The sequence below is a fragment of the Moritella sp. F3 genome (assembly GCF_015082335.1).
In the GTDB taxonomy this organism is placed as follows: domain Bacteria; phylum Pseudomonadota; class Gammaproteobacteria; order Enterobacterales; family Moritellaceae; genus Moritella.
This window is the reverse complement of the sequence record NZ_BLRL01000022.1, coordinates 14,458-29,605: the sequence shown is the minus strand read 5'-3', so window position 1 is coordinate 29,605 and position 15,148 is coordinate 14,458. Positions and strand designations below refer to the sequence as shown.

The window sequence follows — 15,148 nt, the reverse complement described above, 5'->3', positions numbered from 1 at the left end:
GATCGCTCTGACAAACGCCAAGGTCTTTCCTTGGCGTTTGCATTTCTGCGCTTATACTTGTATAAAGAGCCGCTATATTGCCCACATTTAAGGTTTCCATGTCTGAAGAATACGAAATTGAAGTCATCCCTGTTGTTGTTTCTGAAGAACCAATTGAATTATATAAAATTTTAAAAATTGAGAACCTAGTGACCTCGGGCAGTGAAGCAAAGAATCATATTGCTAACGGTTATGTTTATGTCAACGGTGAAGTTGAAACACGTAAACGTAAAAAAATTATGTTTGGTGACATCATCGGTTTTGATGGTGAAGCGTATCAAGTTATGTCTGCCGAAGAGTTAGCATCATATGATGACGCTGATTATGCAGAGACTGATGATGGCGAAGATTTTTCTGAAGATGAATTTGTTGATCCGGCTGCACTTGAGTCAGATTCTGTTGCAGCATACATGACTGAACATGAGCTGACTGAAGACGATTTCATTGCTAATGATACTGCTACAAGCACAGATGTTGAAGCTGATGTTGCCTTTATCACGCCAACTCCTGTTGTAAAACCTGCAGCTGTTAAGCCTGTGATTGAAAGCACTGCCGCGGATACTTGGGAACAGCCTGAGAAGAAGAAAAAGAAAAAACCTGCAGCAAAACAAACGCAGACAGCAAAAGTGGCTGAACCTAAAAAAGCCGAAAAGAAAAAAGGCCGAGCGGCCCCTTTTAGTTTTTAGGGCTTCACCTTTAGAAGTCAGCTTTCGAACCTATCTTTAGGCTTAATGATTAGGTTCTGGCTTGAATTTATTCACGGGCTGCATTGAGATAACGTATGCAGACTGTTGAGATCAAAAAAGGCACTCCTTGCATAAAGGAGTGCCTTTTTTATAACTGCTTCGCTATTCTTTATCGCTTATTTACTGATTAGTCATCTTGCTCTAGATAATCATCAATATTAATGCCTAACGCTAACATTTGCGCTTTCGCTTCTGCAGGGATGTTATCTGGTTTATCTTTTGTTAGATCTTCGTCAGCAGGTAGCGGCTGACCAGTGTAAGCATGTAAAAATGCTTCACATAATAATTCACTGTTAGTCGCATGACGTTGATTATTAATCTGACGGCGAGTTCTTTCATCTGTCAGAACTTTTAATACTTTCAAAGGAATTGAAACAGTGATCTTCTTAACCTGTTCACTCTTTTTCCCATGTTCTGCATAGGGACTAATATACTCGCCGTTCCACTTCGTCATTTTCGACCTTTGCGTAAATTATTATTTAATGAATAAGTAATAAGTCTACCTTTGAATTTGATTGTTGGCAATCAGTATGTAAAGAGCTCTAGACGTCTATTGACCTATTGTGACTTAATGGTGTATGTTTTGAGGTACTAGTCATACATCAATTCGATATTAAGTTCGGGAGAACGCATGGACGCAGTGAAGCGCAGTATTCATAAATTTGGTGGCAGTAGTTTAGCGGATGCCACTTGTTATCGTCGCGTATCGGCGATTATTAGTGAACATACCCAGGCTCAAGATCTGATTGTTGTTTCTGCGGCAGGTAAAACAACTAACCAGTTGTTAGAGTTGTTACAGCTCGCGGAAGATGGTGATCAAGCTGCGCCTGAACGACTTATTGCCACGTGTGAATACCAAGCTAAGCTCATCGCTGAATTATTAATTGATGAATTATGTGCAGAGCTCACCGCTGCGCTGCAAGATGACATTCATACTATCAGCCATTTATTAGAAACTAACCTTGATGTTTACGCTAAAAATCAAATCCTTGCCCACGGCGAAGTATGGTCTGCACGATTGCTAGCGGCTTTGTTGACTCAAAATCAATTACCTGCAGATGATTTAGATTCACGTTTGTTCTTCACTACGGAATTAGCAGCGCAACCTGTTGTTGATGAAATCGTATCGCGTCAAAAATTAGCGGCGTGTTTAGTCACACTCAATAATCGTGTTGTCGTCACTGGCTTTATTGCAGGCGATAGTCAACAGCGCACCGTCACATTAGGACGTAATGGCTCTGATTATTCTGCGACGTTATTAAGTGCATTAGTTGATGCGAGTCAAACCACTATTTGGAGTGATGTTGCCGGGGTATTTAGTGCAGACCCACGCCGCGTTAAAGATGCTGAATTACAAACTAAATTATCGCTGGATGAAGCGGCTGAATTGGCTCGTTTAGGCTCTCCTGTATTACACGCCCGTACCTTACAACCGGTAATGGCGAGTAAACAGCATGTCCAGTTACGCTGTAGTTATACGCCTAGCGAGGGCTCTACGCAGATCCACCGTCGTTTGCCCAAAGGCAAGGGCGCTAAAATTGTTACCTCGATTGATGACCTGTATTTAGTCGATATTGAATTTTCACAAAGTGCTGATTACCAAGCCCAATATAATCAGTTGATTGCTTTATTAGCACTGCAACAGCTGTCGCCAATTTGCATTAAACGCCGTCCAACCGAACATGTTGTGCGTTTAGGTTATACGGCTGAGATAGTTGAATTTGCACTTTCTGCATTACTAGCTTACCAGCAAGCACAACCACAGATCAGTGCTATTGATTCCCGCAGTGGCTTTTGTATGGTGGCGTTAGTGGGCTCGGGTGTGACTGAAAACGCGTTGCAGTCCCATCAGTTTTATCAGCTAATTTCTGAACATAATCTCAGTTTCGTACAAACTGGCGATAATCATTTAAGTATTTGTGCAGTATTGCAAAAAGTTGTACTCGAGCCGTTATTAAAAGAATTACACACTGTGCTATTCAAACAGCCAAAGCGTGTTGGCGTGGTGCTATTTGGTAAAGGTAATATTGGTGCTGGTTGGTTATCGTTATTCGCCCAGCAAATGCATAAAGTACCCGAGCAACAAAACGTCGAGTTGTACTTATGTGGTGTATATGGCTCACAGGGCGGGGTACTCGATTTCAATGGCCTAGATGCAGCGACGATACTTGATAACTTCCAACCGGAAACGTTTGTCTGGGAACAGTTATTATCTAACTTAGCCTTGCATCCGTTTGACGAGTTGGTGGTGATTGATATTACGGCGAGTGAAGCGATTAGCTATTATTATCCTGAATTTGCCCAACATGGTTTTCATCTTATTTCGGCAAATAAATTTGCCGGCGCGGCGAGCAGCGAGTTTTATAATCGCGTTAAGCAAAGTTTTAGTGATAACGAAAGTCACTGGTTATATAACGCCACTGTTGGCGCGGGCTTACCAATCCAGTCATCGATGGATATGCTGCAACACAGTGGCGATCAAGTTACTGCGGTGAGTGGTATTTTCTCGGGTACCTTATCTTGGTTATTCCAGCAATATAATGGTGAAATCGCATTCTCACAATTAGTTGAACAAGCTTGGCAGCAAGGTTTAACTGAACCAGATCCTCGTGAGGATTTATCGGGTAAAGATGTGCAACGCAAATTGCTCATCTTGAGCCGTGAAGCCGGTTACGACATGGAACTGAGCGACATTAAATTAGAGTCGTTAGTAACTGCAGAGCTAATGGATTTTAAAGTGGATGAGTTTTTAGAGCATTGCGAAGAATTAGACGACAAAATACTACGCATGTTTAACAAAGCTAAAAAGCAGGGGTTAGTCTTACGTTACGTGGCCAGCTTTAGCAATAAAGACGTTGCTCAGGTTGGTTTGGAATTTTTAGAACCGACACACCCGTTTGCTAATTTACTGCCGTGTGACAATATCTTTTCGATTAATAGCCACTGGTACCGTCATAATCCATTAGTTATCCAAGGACCTGGCGCGGGTAAAGAAGTGACTGCAGGGGCGATTCAGGCTGACTTGTTCCAATTGTGTAAGCTATTCGCCCGCTAACGACAGTATTTCCTAGTGTTAAACCCTAACACGCACATAATTCATGTTTAAGATGAATTATGTGCGTTGACTTTAGGGGGGAAAGTTGTGATGATTGAGACGTACAGAGCTATGGACGTCTAAACATCTTAAGGGAAGAAGAGTATGAGTTTTCACAACGCACAAAATATTGAAGTATTGAACCAAAGTGTTTCTGAATTGGGGCGTGACATTAACGTTTCATTTGAATTTTTCCCACCAAACTCACCTGCGATGACGTCCACTTTATGGGAGTCAATTAATCGCCTGAAAGCACTAGACCCTAAATTTGTCTCTGTGACCTATGGCGCTAATTCTGGTACGCGTGACCTTACCCATAATATTATCAAACAAATTAAACATGAAACGGGCTTGATCGCGGCACCACATCTCACTTGTATCGATGCAAATCGCAAAGAACTAAAGCAGATCGCAACAGACTACTGGGATAACGGTATTCGTAATATTGTGGCTCTGCGTGGTGATTTACCACCTGGCTTGAATCAACCTGATATGTATGCGGCTGACTTAGTTGCCTTATTGAAGGAAGTGAATGATTTTGATATTTCGGTAGCGGCTTATCCTGAAGTGCATCCAGAAGCAAAAAATGCGCAAGCGGATTTATTGGCGCTTAAAGATAAAATTGATGCGGGTGCCGACCGTGCAATCTCACAGTTCTTCTTTGATACAGAGAGTTTCTTACGCTTCCGTGATCGTTGTGCGGCTGTCGGTATTGATAAAGAGATTGTGCCGGGAATTTTACCCGTTTCAAATTATAAAACCTTATGTAAGTTCTCAAAACTGACCAATGTAAAAGTGCCTAATTGGATGCACAGTCAGTTTGAAGGGTTAGACAATGATCAAGCGACACGTAACCTGGTTGGCGCAAGTATTGCCATTGATCAAGTAAAAGTACTGTCGCGCGAAGGGGTGAAAGACTTCCATTTCTATACGCTAAACCGCGCTGATTTAACGTATGCTATTTGTCATACATTGGGTGTACGTCCAAAATAGTCATCGTACTTATTACTGTGAGCCTGTATTAGAATCAAAAATGCCGACATGATGTCGGCATTTTATTATCTGTTCATTAGTTGATAGTGAAATTGAAAGTTAACCTGTATTACGCATACCAGCTGCAACACCAGCGATACTTACCATTAAGGCTTGTTCGATATCAGGATTCACTTCTTCACTGCTACGTGCGCGGCTTAATAGCTCTGCTTGTAGGATGTTCAGGGGATCTGTGTACGGATTACGTAATTCAATCGACGTTTGGCTCCAAGGCTGACCATCAAGTAAATTAGCATCTGGGGTTAATCCGACAATGAGTTCAGTCGCGAGTGCTAAACTTGCACGCAGCTCCTTACCTAAATGCCATAAATCTTCTGTTACAAGACATTGGTCATAATATTCTGCTAACCAGGCATCGGCTTTCAAAAATACCATTTCAAACATTTCTAAACGGGTATTGAAGAAAGGCCATTGCTGTTGCATTTCTTGTAGCGTTTCACGTTGACCTGAATCAAGCATGTTTTTGAATGCAGCGGTACAACCTAACCAAGCTGGTAGCATTAAGCGGTTCTGTGTCCAAGCAAAGATCCAAGGGATTGCGCGTAAGCTTTCTACGCCACCATTTGGCTTACGTTTTGCTGGGCGGCTACCGAGTGGCAGCTTACCTAATTCTAGCTCAGGTGTCGCAGAGCGGAAGTAAGGTACAAATTTTTCATGGCCTTGGATATATGAACGATATTCTTCACATGAATCCGCTGACATTTTATCCATAGCATCGCGCCACGATTGCTCTGGTGCTGGCGGCGGCAGTAAGTTCGCTTCTAGAATTGCACTGGTGTAAAGGTTTAAGCTTTGCTCTGCGACGTCTGCAAGACCAAACTTAAAGCGGATCATTTCACCTTGCTCTGTTACGCGTAAACCACCTTTGAGTGAACCAGGAGGTTGAGACAGCAGCGCTGCATGTGCAGGAGCGCCACCACGACCGATACTACCACCACGTCCATGGAATAAAGTCAGGTTAATATCTTCTTGCTCACAGATAGCAACTAAGGCTTCTTGTGAACGATATTGCGCCCAAGATGCAGCTATTACGCCCGCATCTTTCGCTGAATCAGAATAACCGATCATAATGTGCTGATGGCCATTGATGTAGTTTTTATACCAATCAATTGCTAATAGGCTTGCTGTTACTGTGCCGGCATTATTCAGATCGTCTAATGTTTCGAATAATGGCGCGACAGGTAGGCGGAATGGACAGCCCGTTTCTTTCAATAATAATTGCACCGCTAATACATCAGAAGCTTTACGTGCCATTGAGATGATGTAGATACCCAGTGATTCTGGATCTTGTTTTGCTACAGTGCGACAAGTATCAAGTACTTCTTTCACATCTGCAGATGGCTGCCAGCAAATAGGGAGCAATGGGCGTTTGTTATTGAGTTCTTGCAGTAAGAAAGCTTGCTTATCTTGCTCGCTCCACTGTGCATAATCGCCCAGACCAAGATAGCGAGTTACTTCTGCTATCACATCTGTATGACGATCGCTGTCTTGGCGAATATCAAGCTTAACTAAGCTCACCCCAAAACATTCAACACGACGGATGGTATCGAGTAACGCGCCTTTGGCAATCACTGCCATGCCTCGGGAATTTAGCGAGTTGTAACAGGCTAATAGTGGTTGGCGTAATTGTGCTGTCGTTGTGATGATGTCACGGCTTTCAGTGTATTCACCTTTCAACTGTGCCGTTAGGCTGGTCAGTGTCTCGGTTAATTCACTGCGTAATTTTTTCAGTAATACACGGTACGGTTCATGACTTTCGCCAACCAATGCACGTAATGTGTCATCACAGTCATTCATGGATAGTTCACTGGTAAGATGCTTTACATCTTTAAGGAACAAGTGGATCGCCATCCAGCGGCTAGTGAGTAGTACTTCTTCGGTTACTTTTGAAGTAACAAACGGATTGCCATCGCGATCACCGCCCATCCAAGAGGTAAACTTAACAGGTGAAGCGTCAATTGGTAATTGATAATCTAAACGGTCTTGTAGGCGTTTATCAAGGCTGCGTAAGAAGTTTGGTACTGCATCCCATAAAGAATTTTCTACAACGGCAAAACCCCATTTCGCTTCATCGACAGGTGTTGGGCGCACGGTTCTTATTTCGTTAGTGTGCCAAGCTTGTGATACCAATTGTTCGATACGTGTCATGAAGACATCGCGTTCTTGATTACTTAATTCAGTCAGCTCTAGCTGGCTAAGGCATTTATTGATGGCGCCATGCTTGTGGATAAGGGTACGACGCGTGATCTCCGTGGGATGCGCAGTCAGCACTAAGTCGATATTTAGATTCTTAACTGCAGAAAGAACATCAGCTTCACTGATTTCAGAATTATTTAATTTTGCAAACAGTTCATCAATGGAGTCGGGTACACAAACATTATCGGCACAGTTACGTGATGTTGTGTGGAACTGCTCTGCGATGTTAGCTAAGTTTAGGAATTGGCTAAATGCACGTGCCACTGGTAGTAGCTCATCATCTGAGAGGCCACGTAACACGGTGAGTAATTGTGCGCGGTCTTTATCATTACCGGCGCGTGATGATTTTGCTAGTTGACGAATGGTTTCAATCTTATCTAGGAACTCTTCTCCAAGATGATCCTTGATTGTATTCCCGAGTACTTGGCCTAATAAGCCAACATTACTTCGTAACGCTGCATATTTATCTGACATACATAATCCTTCAATTCAGTGTGTAATACGGCAACAACTATTATCGTTATGTATGTAAAATAACTATATTTAGAGACATTCGTCAACAAAATCGTGAAGTTAATACGATTAATTGTGATATTGACGGTAATTTTACTACAAAACGATAATTCTTAGTTAGTTTTTACATGATTGTTCAATCAGTTTTTTGATAATAGCTTGAGTTGGTTTCACTTGGGCTAAATCTAAATATTCATCAGGTTGGTGTGCTTGATTGATGCTACCTGGACCCATAACGATAGTATCGCAGCCAAGTTGTTGAATAAAAGGGGCTTCGGTACAGTAATTTACGGGGATAACACTTTCACCAGTTAGTTTTTCAGCTAATTTAATTAATGCTGAGTCGGTATCGCAAGCATAAGCTGGGATAGGCTCATGCAGATGATAAACATCTACTGCGCCAGGCCATTGTTTCATGATCGGTAATAACGCTTGATTGAGTAACATGAACAATTCATCTGGACTGACGCCAGGAATAGGGCGCATGTCTATGTGTAGTTCACAGCTGCCACAGATACGATTCGGGCTATCACCACCATGCACGTGGCCAAAGTTAAGTGTCGGTTGTGGAATAACAAAATGATCGCAGGCGTATTGCTCTTTCAATTTACGCTGTAGTGTTAATAACTGTCCTGTTACTTGATGCATTATTTCAATGGCATTAATACCGTTGGCTGGATCGGAAGAATGCCCACTGCGTCCGGTAATTCTAATTGCTTCTGACATGTGACCTTTATGCATAAATACCGGCACCATGTTTGTTGGTTCACCAATTACCGCATAATCAGGGCGAAAACTTTGTGCAGCTGCTATTGCTCTGGCACCCGCCATTGTCGTTTCTTCATCTGCGGTGGCGAGTATGCGCAAAGGTTTGTCGAGTTTTGTTAAATCAATATTTTTACATGCTTCTAATACAAAGGCGAAAAACCCCTTCATATCGATAGACCCTAAGCCATACCATTTATCGTCTTTTTCGGTCAATTGGAACGGATCTTTAGTCCATAAACCATCATCAAAGGGGACGGTATCTGTGTGACCAGCCAGTAATAAGCCGCCATCACCTTGTCCGTAAGTTGCGACTAGATTAAATTTACCATTAGTTTCAGGTACGCTGGTGATATTAATGCTAAAGCCAAGTTCGTTGAACCAACCTGCAAGTAAGTCGATAACAGGTTTGTTGCTGATATCTAACTCTTTTTCTAATGAGCTGATCGAAGGGGTTAAGATCAGTGATTTATAAAGTTCGTTGAATTGAGGTAGCTGCATATTACGTTCCTGTAATGATTGATTGTTTTTTTATGCATAAAAGTTGCATAAAAATGTAATCTGTTTTATTCTCTAATCATCCTTACTTTACAACGTATGGGTTAGATAATGAATCGTTTTTCATGGTTTCGACGAGACAGTATTTAAAATGCATTGATGTCGCTTAATTTGATTAGGCGAGTGCAATCGAAAAGGGCTCAACTGCCCATCGTTTTACAATTTAGCAAACACGGAAGTCAAACATGTTAAAAACAATCTTAGTCGGAGCGACCGGGTATACCGGTGCTGAACTAGCCCATTACATTACGAAACACCCAGAACTTGAACTTGCTGGTCTGTTTGTTTCTGAACACAGTTTAGATGCCGGTAAATCGTTTTCTTCATTATACGGTCATTTATTAGGTGTTGTTGACCAAACGATTGAACCATTGGCGACAAGTAATATTAAAAACATTTGTGATGACGTTGATATTGTCGTGTTAGCGACAGCGCATGAAGTCAGCCATGATATTGCTGCTGAATTTTTAGCACAGGATGCTGTGGTATTTGATTTATCGGGTGCCTTTAGAGTTAACGATCCCGCTTTCTACGAAAATTATTACGGCTTTAAACATAATTTCGATAAAGAATTGAAAAGTGCTGTTTATGGTTTAGCTGAATGGGCGAGTGCCGATATCGCTGAAGCAAATTTGATTGCTGTTCCTGGGTGTTATCCAACGGCGTCGTTATCAGCACTTAAACCATTAGCACAACACGGCCTTATCGCTGCTGAACAAAAACCGATTATCAATGCGGTGAGTGGCGTGAGTGGTGCAGGGCGTAAAGCGTCATTAGCCTCTGCTTTTTGCGAAGTGAGCCATGCCCCTTATGGTGTGTTTAATCACCGTCATCAACCAGAGATCAGTACGCACTTAGGTCACGAGGTTATTTTCACGCCGCACTTAGGTAGCTTTAAACGTGGCATATTAGCAACCATTAACGTCAAACTGGTTGCTGGCGTAACACCAGAACAAGTAACGGCTGCTTATCAAGAAGCCTATCAAGACCAGCCGATGGTACGGTTATTACCAAGTGGCTGGCCAAGTATTAAAGCAGTCGAGAAAACTGCCTATTGCGATTTAGCATGGCAACAACAAGGACAAGATTTAATTGTTGTGTCAGCGATTGATAACTTATTAAAAGGTGCTGCAGCACAAGCAATGCAGTGTATTAATATTCGTTTTGGTTTTCCAATGACGACGTCACTAGTATAAGGGTACAAACATGACAACTCCTTTAGTATTAAAACTTGGCGGCGCATTACTTGAAAATGAAGCGGCGCTAGCACAATTGTTTACGGCATTGAGTGAGTATAAATCAACGGTATCACGTCCACTTATTCTTGTTCATGGCGGTGGTTGCTTTGTTGATGACCTACTAGCAAAAATGAACATTGTGAGTGAAAAGAAAAACGGTTTACGTATTACACCGGCGAGTGATATTGGTTATATCACGGGGGCACTAGCTGGCACTGCAAATAAAGTATTAATGGCACAAGGTATAAAACTTGGCTTTAACGTTGTTGGTTTAAGTCTTGCTGATGGCGGTATTTCGACAGTCACGCAATCAACAGCAGGACTTGGTGCTGTTGGTGAATGTGAAGCCGGTGACCCAACATTATTAACAGCGTTACTCAGTGGTGGTTTTTTACCAATTATTAGTTCGATTGGTATTGATGCACAGGGACAGTTATTAAATGTGAATGCTGACCAAGCAGCTACTGCTATTTGCGAAACGCTTAATGCAGATTTGGTGATGTTATCGGATGTCGAAGGCATTTTAGATGCGGATATGCAGTTAATTCCTGAAATTAATAGCCATGATGCCGATGAATTGATTACGGCTGGTGTGATAAATGGTGGGATGGAAGTAAAAGTGAGAGCAGCGTTAAAAGCGGCTGCATCATTAAATCGCGATATTAAACTTGCGAGTTGGAAAGTGCCGGAAAGGTTGGTGGCATTATTAAATGGTGAAGTAGAGGGAACGAAAGTTTCTAGCTAATATTGATCAGATAACGGAGTTCGATCATGGAAAATTTATTATCAGTTAAAGGTTTAACTAAACAGCAGATCCTTGACTTATTAGCATTGGCTAAAGCAGTGAAAGCCAACCCGGCGGAATACTCACAAGCATTAGCAGGTAAAAGTATTGTCACCATTTATGAAAAGCAGTCACTACGAACACGTGTAACTTTTGATATCGGTATTCATAAGTTAGGCGGTCATGCCGTTTATCTGGATTCACAAAACGGTGCGATTGGTGAGCGTGAGACGGTAAAAGACTTCGCGGCAAATATTTCTCGTTGGGCTGATGCGATTGTTGCACGTGTGATGAGTCATAAAACGTTAGAGGGTTTGGTTGAGCATGGCAGCGTGCCAGTGGTTAACTCTTTATGCGATTTATACCATCCTTGCCAAGCATTAGCTGATTTCTTAACAATTTCGGAACACTATGAAGATGTTTCTAAAGTAAAGTTAGCATATGTTGGTGAAGGTAATAACGTAACGCATTCTCTTATGCTAACCGGTGCAATTTTAGGTGCTGAAGTGACGGCCGTATGTCCAAGAGGTAGCAGTCCAGACGCGCAAATCGTTAAACAAGCCATTGAACTTGCTGAAATTAGCGGTGGTAAAATTAATGTAACAGATAACCTAGATGACATAGTTGATTATGATGTTATTTATGGTGATACTTGGGTATCAATGGGTGACGACACACCATTGGCACAAGTAAAAGAAAAGTACATGCCGTATCAGATAAACCAAGAGTTATTGATACGCACAGGAATCAAACATGTATTGCATTGTCAGCCGGCTCATCGTGAGTTAGAGATCACATCAGAAGTGATGGATGGCGAACATTCGCTGATCTTTGACCAAGCCGAAAATAGAATGCACGCCCAAAATGCAGTTTTACTGACATTGCTGAAGTAACATATTAAGGAAAATGAAAATGACACAAACAGTTAAGAAAGTAGTAGTAGCGTATTCTGGTGGTTTAGATACTTCAGTGATCTTACCTTGGTTACAAGAGAATTATGACAATTGTGAAATTGTGGCCTTTGTTGCCGATGTAGGTCAAGGGGCTGAAGAGCTTGAAGGTATTGAAGCTAAAGCATTGGCTTCGGGTGCATCTGAGTGCTACGTGGTTGACCTAAAAGATGAGCTTGTAGCTAACTACATTTACCCAACGCTTAAAACAGGTGCTGTATATGAAGGCACTTACCTTCTAGGTACGTCAATGGCACGTCCAATCATTGCTAAAGCACAAGTTGAAGTCGCTCGTAAAGTCGGCGCTGATGCACTTTGCCATGGTTGTACTGGTAAAGGTAATGATCAAATCCGTTTTGAATCTTGCTTTGCCGCGCTTGCACCAGAGCTAACTGTGATAGCACCTTGGCGTATTTGGGACTTAACTAGCCGTGAATCACTACTTGAATACTTAGCTGAACGTGACATTCCAACAGCTGCATCTGCCACTAAAATTTACAGCCGTGATGCTAATGCTTGGCATATTTCTCACGAAGGTGGTGAGTTAGAAGACCCATGGAACCAACCTAGCAAGCAAGTTTGGACTATGACTGTAGATCCAATTGATGCACCGAATGAACCTGAGTTCTTAACGTTATCAGTTATTAAAGGCGAGATCACTGCCGTTAATGGTGAAGCCATGTCTCCTTACCAAACGCTGATGTATCTTAATGAAAAAGCCGCTGTACATGGTGTTGGTCGTGTTGATATCGTTGAAAACCGTTTAGTAGGCATGAAGTCTCGTGGTTGTTACGAAACGCCAGGTGGCACGGTAATGGTGGAAGCACTTCGTGGTATTGAAGAGCTAGTATTAGATAAAACGACACGTAAGTGGAAGCAAACTGTTGCTGCTGAATTCTCACACCTTGTTTATGATGGGCGTTGGTTTACACCTTTATGTGCATCATTACTTGCTGCTGCAGGCACATTAGCAGAAGAAATGAACGGTGAAGTCATCGTTAAAATGTACAAAGGTTCAGTACAAGCAATCCAGAAAAAATCACCAAACAGCCTTTATAGTGAAGAGTTCGCTACATTTGGTGATGATAATGTCTATGATCAAAGCCATGCGGAAGGTTTCATCCGTTTATATTCGTTGTCTAGCCGTATTAAAGCTTTAGCAACTAAGTAACGCTGTAGATGGGGCTAAAACCCCCTCTACTTCGAATAGATGACTTCTAATATAAAGATAGAAAGAATAAGGATGTAACCATGGCACTATGGGGCGGTAGATTCAGTCAAGCAGCTGATGCAAAATTCAAAACATTTAATGATTCACTGCGGTTTGACTATCGTTTAGCTGAGCAAGATATTACAGGTTCAGTGGCATGGTCTAAAGCGCTCGTTGGCGTTGGTATTTTAACGCAGGACGAACAGCTCGCCATTGAAGCTGCGTTGAATGATCTAAAGTTAGCGGTATTAGAAAATCCAGAGCAGATCTTACAAAGTGATGCTGAAGATATTCACAGCTGGGTGGAAACGCAGCTTATTGCGAAAGTCGGTGACTTAGGTAAGAAGCTCCATACCGGGCGTAGTCGTAATGACCAAGTTGCGACGGATTTAAAATTGTGGTGTAAACAGCAGGGTGAGCAACTACTTATGCAACTGGATAAAACCCAGCAGCAATTAGTCACTTTAGCGCGTGAACATCAGCACACTGTGTTACCGGGTTACACCCATCTGCAACGTGCACAACCTGTTACATTTTCTCATTGGTGTTTAGCATATGTAGAAATGTTAGAGCGTGACTTTAGCCGTTTAACAGATTGTTTGAAACGTCTAGATACTTGTCCATTAGGTTCTGGTGCACTTGCAGGTACTGCCTACCCAATGGATAGAACTGAATTAGCTCACACTCTGGGTTTTGCTAGTGCGACTTTAAACAGTCTTGATTCTGTTTCTGATCGTGACCATGTGATGGAGCTAATGAGCACGGCGAGTATGTCGATGATTCACTTGTCGCGTTTAGCTGAAGATTTAATTTTCTATAATTCGGGTGAATCTAACTTTATTGAGCTGGCTGATGCGGTGACATCTGGTTCATCATTAATGCCACAAAAGAAAAATCCGGATGCATTAGAACTGATCCGTGGTAAAACGGGCCGTGTATTTGGCTCACTCAGTGCGATGCTAATGACATTAAAAGCGCTGCCACTGGCATACAACAAAGATATGCAAGAAGATAAAGAAGGCTTGTTTGATGCGCTTGATACCTGGAGCGATTGCCTCGAAATGGCTGCAATGTCATTAGTTGGCATGAAAATCAATGAAGAGCGAACTAAAGAAGCTGCGCTTGGCGGTTATTCAAATGCGACAGAGCTTGCTGATTATCTTGTTGCTAAAGGTGTACCATTCCGTGATTCACACCATATCGTTGGTGAAGCTGTTGTTGCTGCAATACAGAAAGGCGTTCCACTAGAAGCGCTTACGCTTGCTGAATTTAAAGCGTTTGATGTATTGATTGAGGATGATGTCTATCATCATTTATCCCTTGATGAAACATTAGCGAAACGTAAAGCACAGGGTGGGGTATCACCGGTACAAGTTGAATTTGCTTTAACCAATGCTGAAAAGCGTTTAGAAGAACGTGATACTTCAGGTATTAGTATCCGTGCTGCACGGTTAACCGATCTTGATGATATCGAGCGTATGGTAAATTACTGGGCAAATATAGGTGAGAACTTACCACGTAGTCGTCCTGACCTAGTCAAAGCTGTCGGTACCTTTGCTGTCACTGAGAAACACCACCAAATAACAGGTTGTGCGTCTATTTATGTTTATGATACCGGACTTGCTGAGATCCGTTCATTGGGTATTGAACCGGGTTATCAAGGCGGTGGGCAGGGCAAAGCTGTTGTCGAATACATGTTGCGTAAAGCAGAACAGATGGCTATTCAAAAAGTGTTTGTATTAACACGCGTCCCTGAATTCTTTATGAAACTTGGCTTTAGCTCAACCAGCAAATCAATGCTACCTGAAAAAGTGTTGAAGGATTGTGATATTTGTCCACGCCAGCATGCCTGTGATGAAGTGGCGCTGGAGTTTAAGTTAGGTGCGGTAAACCAAAGTATTAGTGTTAAACCAGAACTATTAGCCTCTTAACTGCTAGCATACTAAATTATAGTACCTTTATATTAAGCACCCGATTGTGGGTGCTTTTTTTGTTTATCATT

General features: G+C 42.1%; 11 protein-coding genes. 8 read left to right on the top strand and 3 right to left on the bottom strand.

Features of this window, described 5'->3' with window-relative positions; all coding sequences use genetic code 11:
- Positions 1-98 precede the first annotated feature (98 nt).
- Entirely contained in the window at positions 99-725 is a 627-nt protein-coding gene (locus JFU56_RS21595; protein ID WP_198439283.1) for an RNA-binding S4 domain-containing protein, read from the top strand.
- Between the two features lie 187 nt (positions 726-912).
- On the opposite strand, the gene metJ is transcribed toward JFU56_RS21595, so the two are convergent.
- A complete protein-coding gene (metJ, locus tag JFU56_RS21590; protein WP_101060747.1) occupies positions 913-1,239 on the bottom strand; it encodes a met regulon transcriptional regulator MetJ in 327 nt (108 codons plus the stop codon).
- Positions 1,240-1,416: 177 nt separating this feature from the next.
- On the opposite strand from metJ, the gene metL reads away from it, so the two are divergent.
- Together metL and metF are read left to right on the top strand one after the other, a co-directional pair.
- On the top strand, positions 1,417-3,840 hold the full coding sequence (gene metL, locus JFU56_RS21585) for a bifunctional aspartate kinase/homoserine dehydrogenase II (protein ID WP_198439282.1): 2,424 nt from the start codon (positions 1,417-1,419) through the stop codon (positions 3,838-3,840).
- Positions 3,841-3,984: 144 nt separating this feature from the next.
- Positions 3,985-4,872 carry a methylenetetrahydrofolate reductase gene (gene metF / locus JFU56_RS21580; RefSeq protein WP_198439281.1) on the top strand — a complete coding sequence of 296 codons (888 nt, stop codon included), beginning with the start codon at positions 3,985-3,987 and terminating at the stop codon, positions 4,870-4,872.
- 99 nt (positions 4,873-4,971) lie between these two features.
- Here metF and ppc read toward each other — a convergent pair whose 3' ends face one another.
- Positions 4,972-7,602 carry a phosphoenolpyruvate carboxylase gene (gene ppc / locus JFU56_RS21575; RefSeq protein ID WP_198439280.1) on the bottom strand — a complete coding sequence of 877 codons (2,631 nt, stop codon included), beginning with the start codon at positions 7,600-7,602 and terminating at the stop codon, positions 4,972-4,974.
- Between the two features lie 156 nt (positions 7,603-7,758).
- The gene (gene argE, locus JFU56_RS21570) at positions 7,759-8,907 is read right to left on the bottom strand and encodes an acetylornithine deacetylase (protein ID WP_198439279.1); all 1,149 of its coding nucleotides are present in this window, start codon (positions 8,905-8,907) and stop codon (positions 7,759-7,761) included.
- Between the two features lie 242 nt (positions 8,908-9,149).
- Here argE and argC point away from each other — a divergent pair, with 242 nt between their 5' ends.
- The 5 genes from argC to argH all read left to right on the top strand — a co-directional run bounded on the left by argC (position 9,150) and on the right by argH (position 15,077).
- Entirely contained in the window at positions 9,150-10,160 is a 1,011-nt protein-coding gene (argC, locus tag JFU56_RS21565) for an N-acetyl-gamma-glutamyl-phosphate reductase (protein ID WP_198439278.1), read from the top strand.
- A 10-nt stretch (positions 10,161-10,170) separates the two neighbouring features.
- Positions 10,171-10,947, top strand: coding sequence for an acetylglutamate kinase (argB, locus tag JFU56_RS21560; protein WP_198439277.1), 777 nt, complete (start codon positions 10,171-10,173; stop codon positions 10,945-10,947).
- Positions 10,948-10,973: 26 nt separating this feature from the next.
- On the top strand, positions 10,974-11,879 hold the full coding sequence (locus JFU56_RS21555) for an ornithine carbamoyltransferase (protein ID WP_198439276.1): 906 nt from the start codon (positions 10,974-10,976) through the stop codon (positions 11,877-11,879).
- 19 nt (positions 11,880-11,898) lie between these two features.
- Entirely contained in the window at positions 11,899-13,107 is a 1,209-nt protein-coding gene (locus JFU56_RS21550; protein WP_198439275.1) for an argininosuccinate synthase, read from the top strand.
- 80 nt (positions 13,108-13,187) lie between these two features.
- Entirely contained in the window at positions 13,188-15,077 is a 1,890-nt protein-coding gene (argH, locus tag JFU56_RS21545) for an argininosuccinate lyase (protein WP_198439274.1), read from the top strand.
- Positions 15,078-15,148 lie beyond the last annotated feature (71 nt).

Coding starts and splice junctions, on each gene's coding strand:
- JFU56_RS21595 (WP_198439283.1), top strand. CDS start 99: ATGTCTGAAGAATACGAAATTGAAGTCATCCCTGTTGTTGTTTCTGAA.
- metJ (WP_101060747.1), bottom strand. CDS start 1,239: ATGACGAAGTGGAACGGCGAGTATATTAGTCCCTATGCAGAACATGGG.
- metL (WP_198439282.1), top strand. CDS start 1,417: ATGGACGCAGTGAAGCGCAGTATTCATAAATTTGGTGGCAGTAGTTTA.
- metF (WP_198439281.1), top strand. CDS start 3,985: ATGAGTTTTCACAACGCACAAAATATTGAAGTATTGAACCAAAGTGTT.
- ppc (WP_198439280.1), bottom strand. CDS start 7,602: ATGTCAGATAAATATGCAGCGTTACGAAGTAATGTTGGCTTATTAGGC.
- argE (WP_198439279.1), bottom strand. CDS start 8,907: ATGCAGCTACCTCAATTCAACGAACTTTATAAATCACTGATCTTAACC.
- argC (WP_198439278.1), top strand. CDS start 9,150: ATGTTAAAAACAATCTTAGTCGGAGCGACCGGGTATACCGGTGCTGAA.
- argB (WP_198439277.1), top strand. CDS start 10,171: ATGACAACTCCTTTAGTATTAAAACTTGGCGGCGCATTACTTGAAAAT.
- JFU56_RS21555 (WP_198439276.1), top strand. CDS start 10,974: ATGGAAAATTTATTATCAGTTAAAGGTTTAACTAAACAGCAGATCCTT.
- JFU56_RS21550 (WP_198439275.1), top strand. CDS start 11,899: ATGACACAAACAGTTAAGAAAGTAGTAGTAGCGTATTCTGGTGGTTTA.
- argH (WP_198439274.1), top strand. CDS start 13,188: ATGGCACTATGGGGCGGTAGATTCAGTCAAGCAGCTGATGCAAAATTC.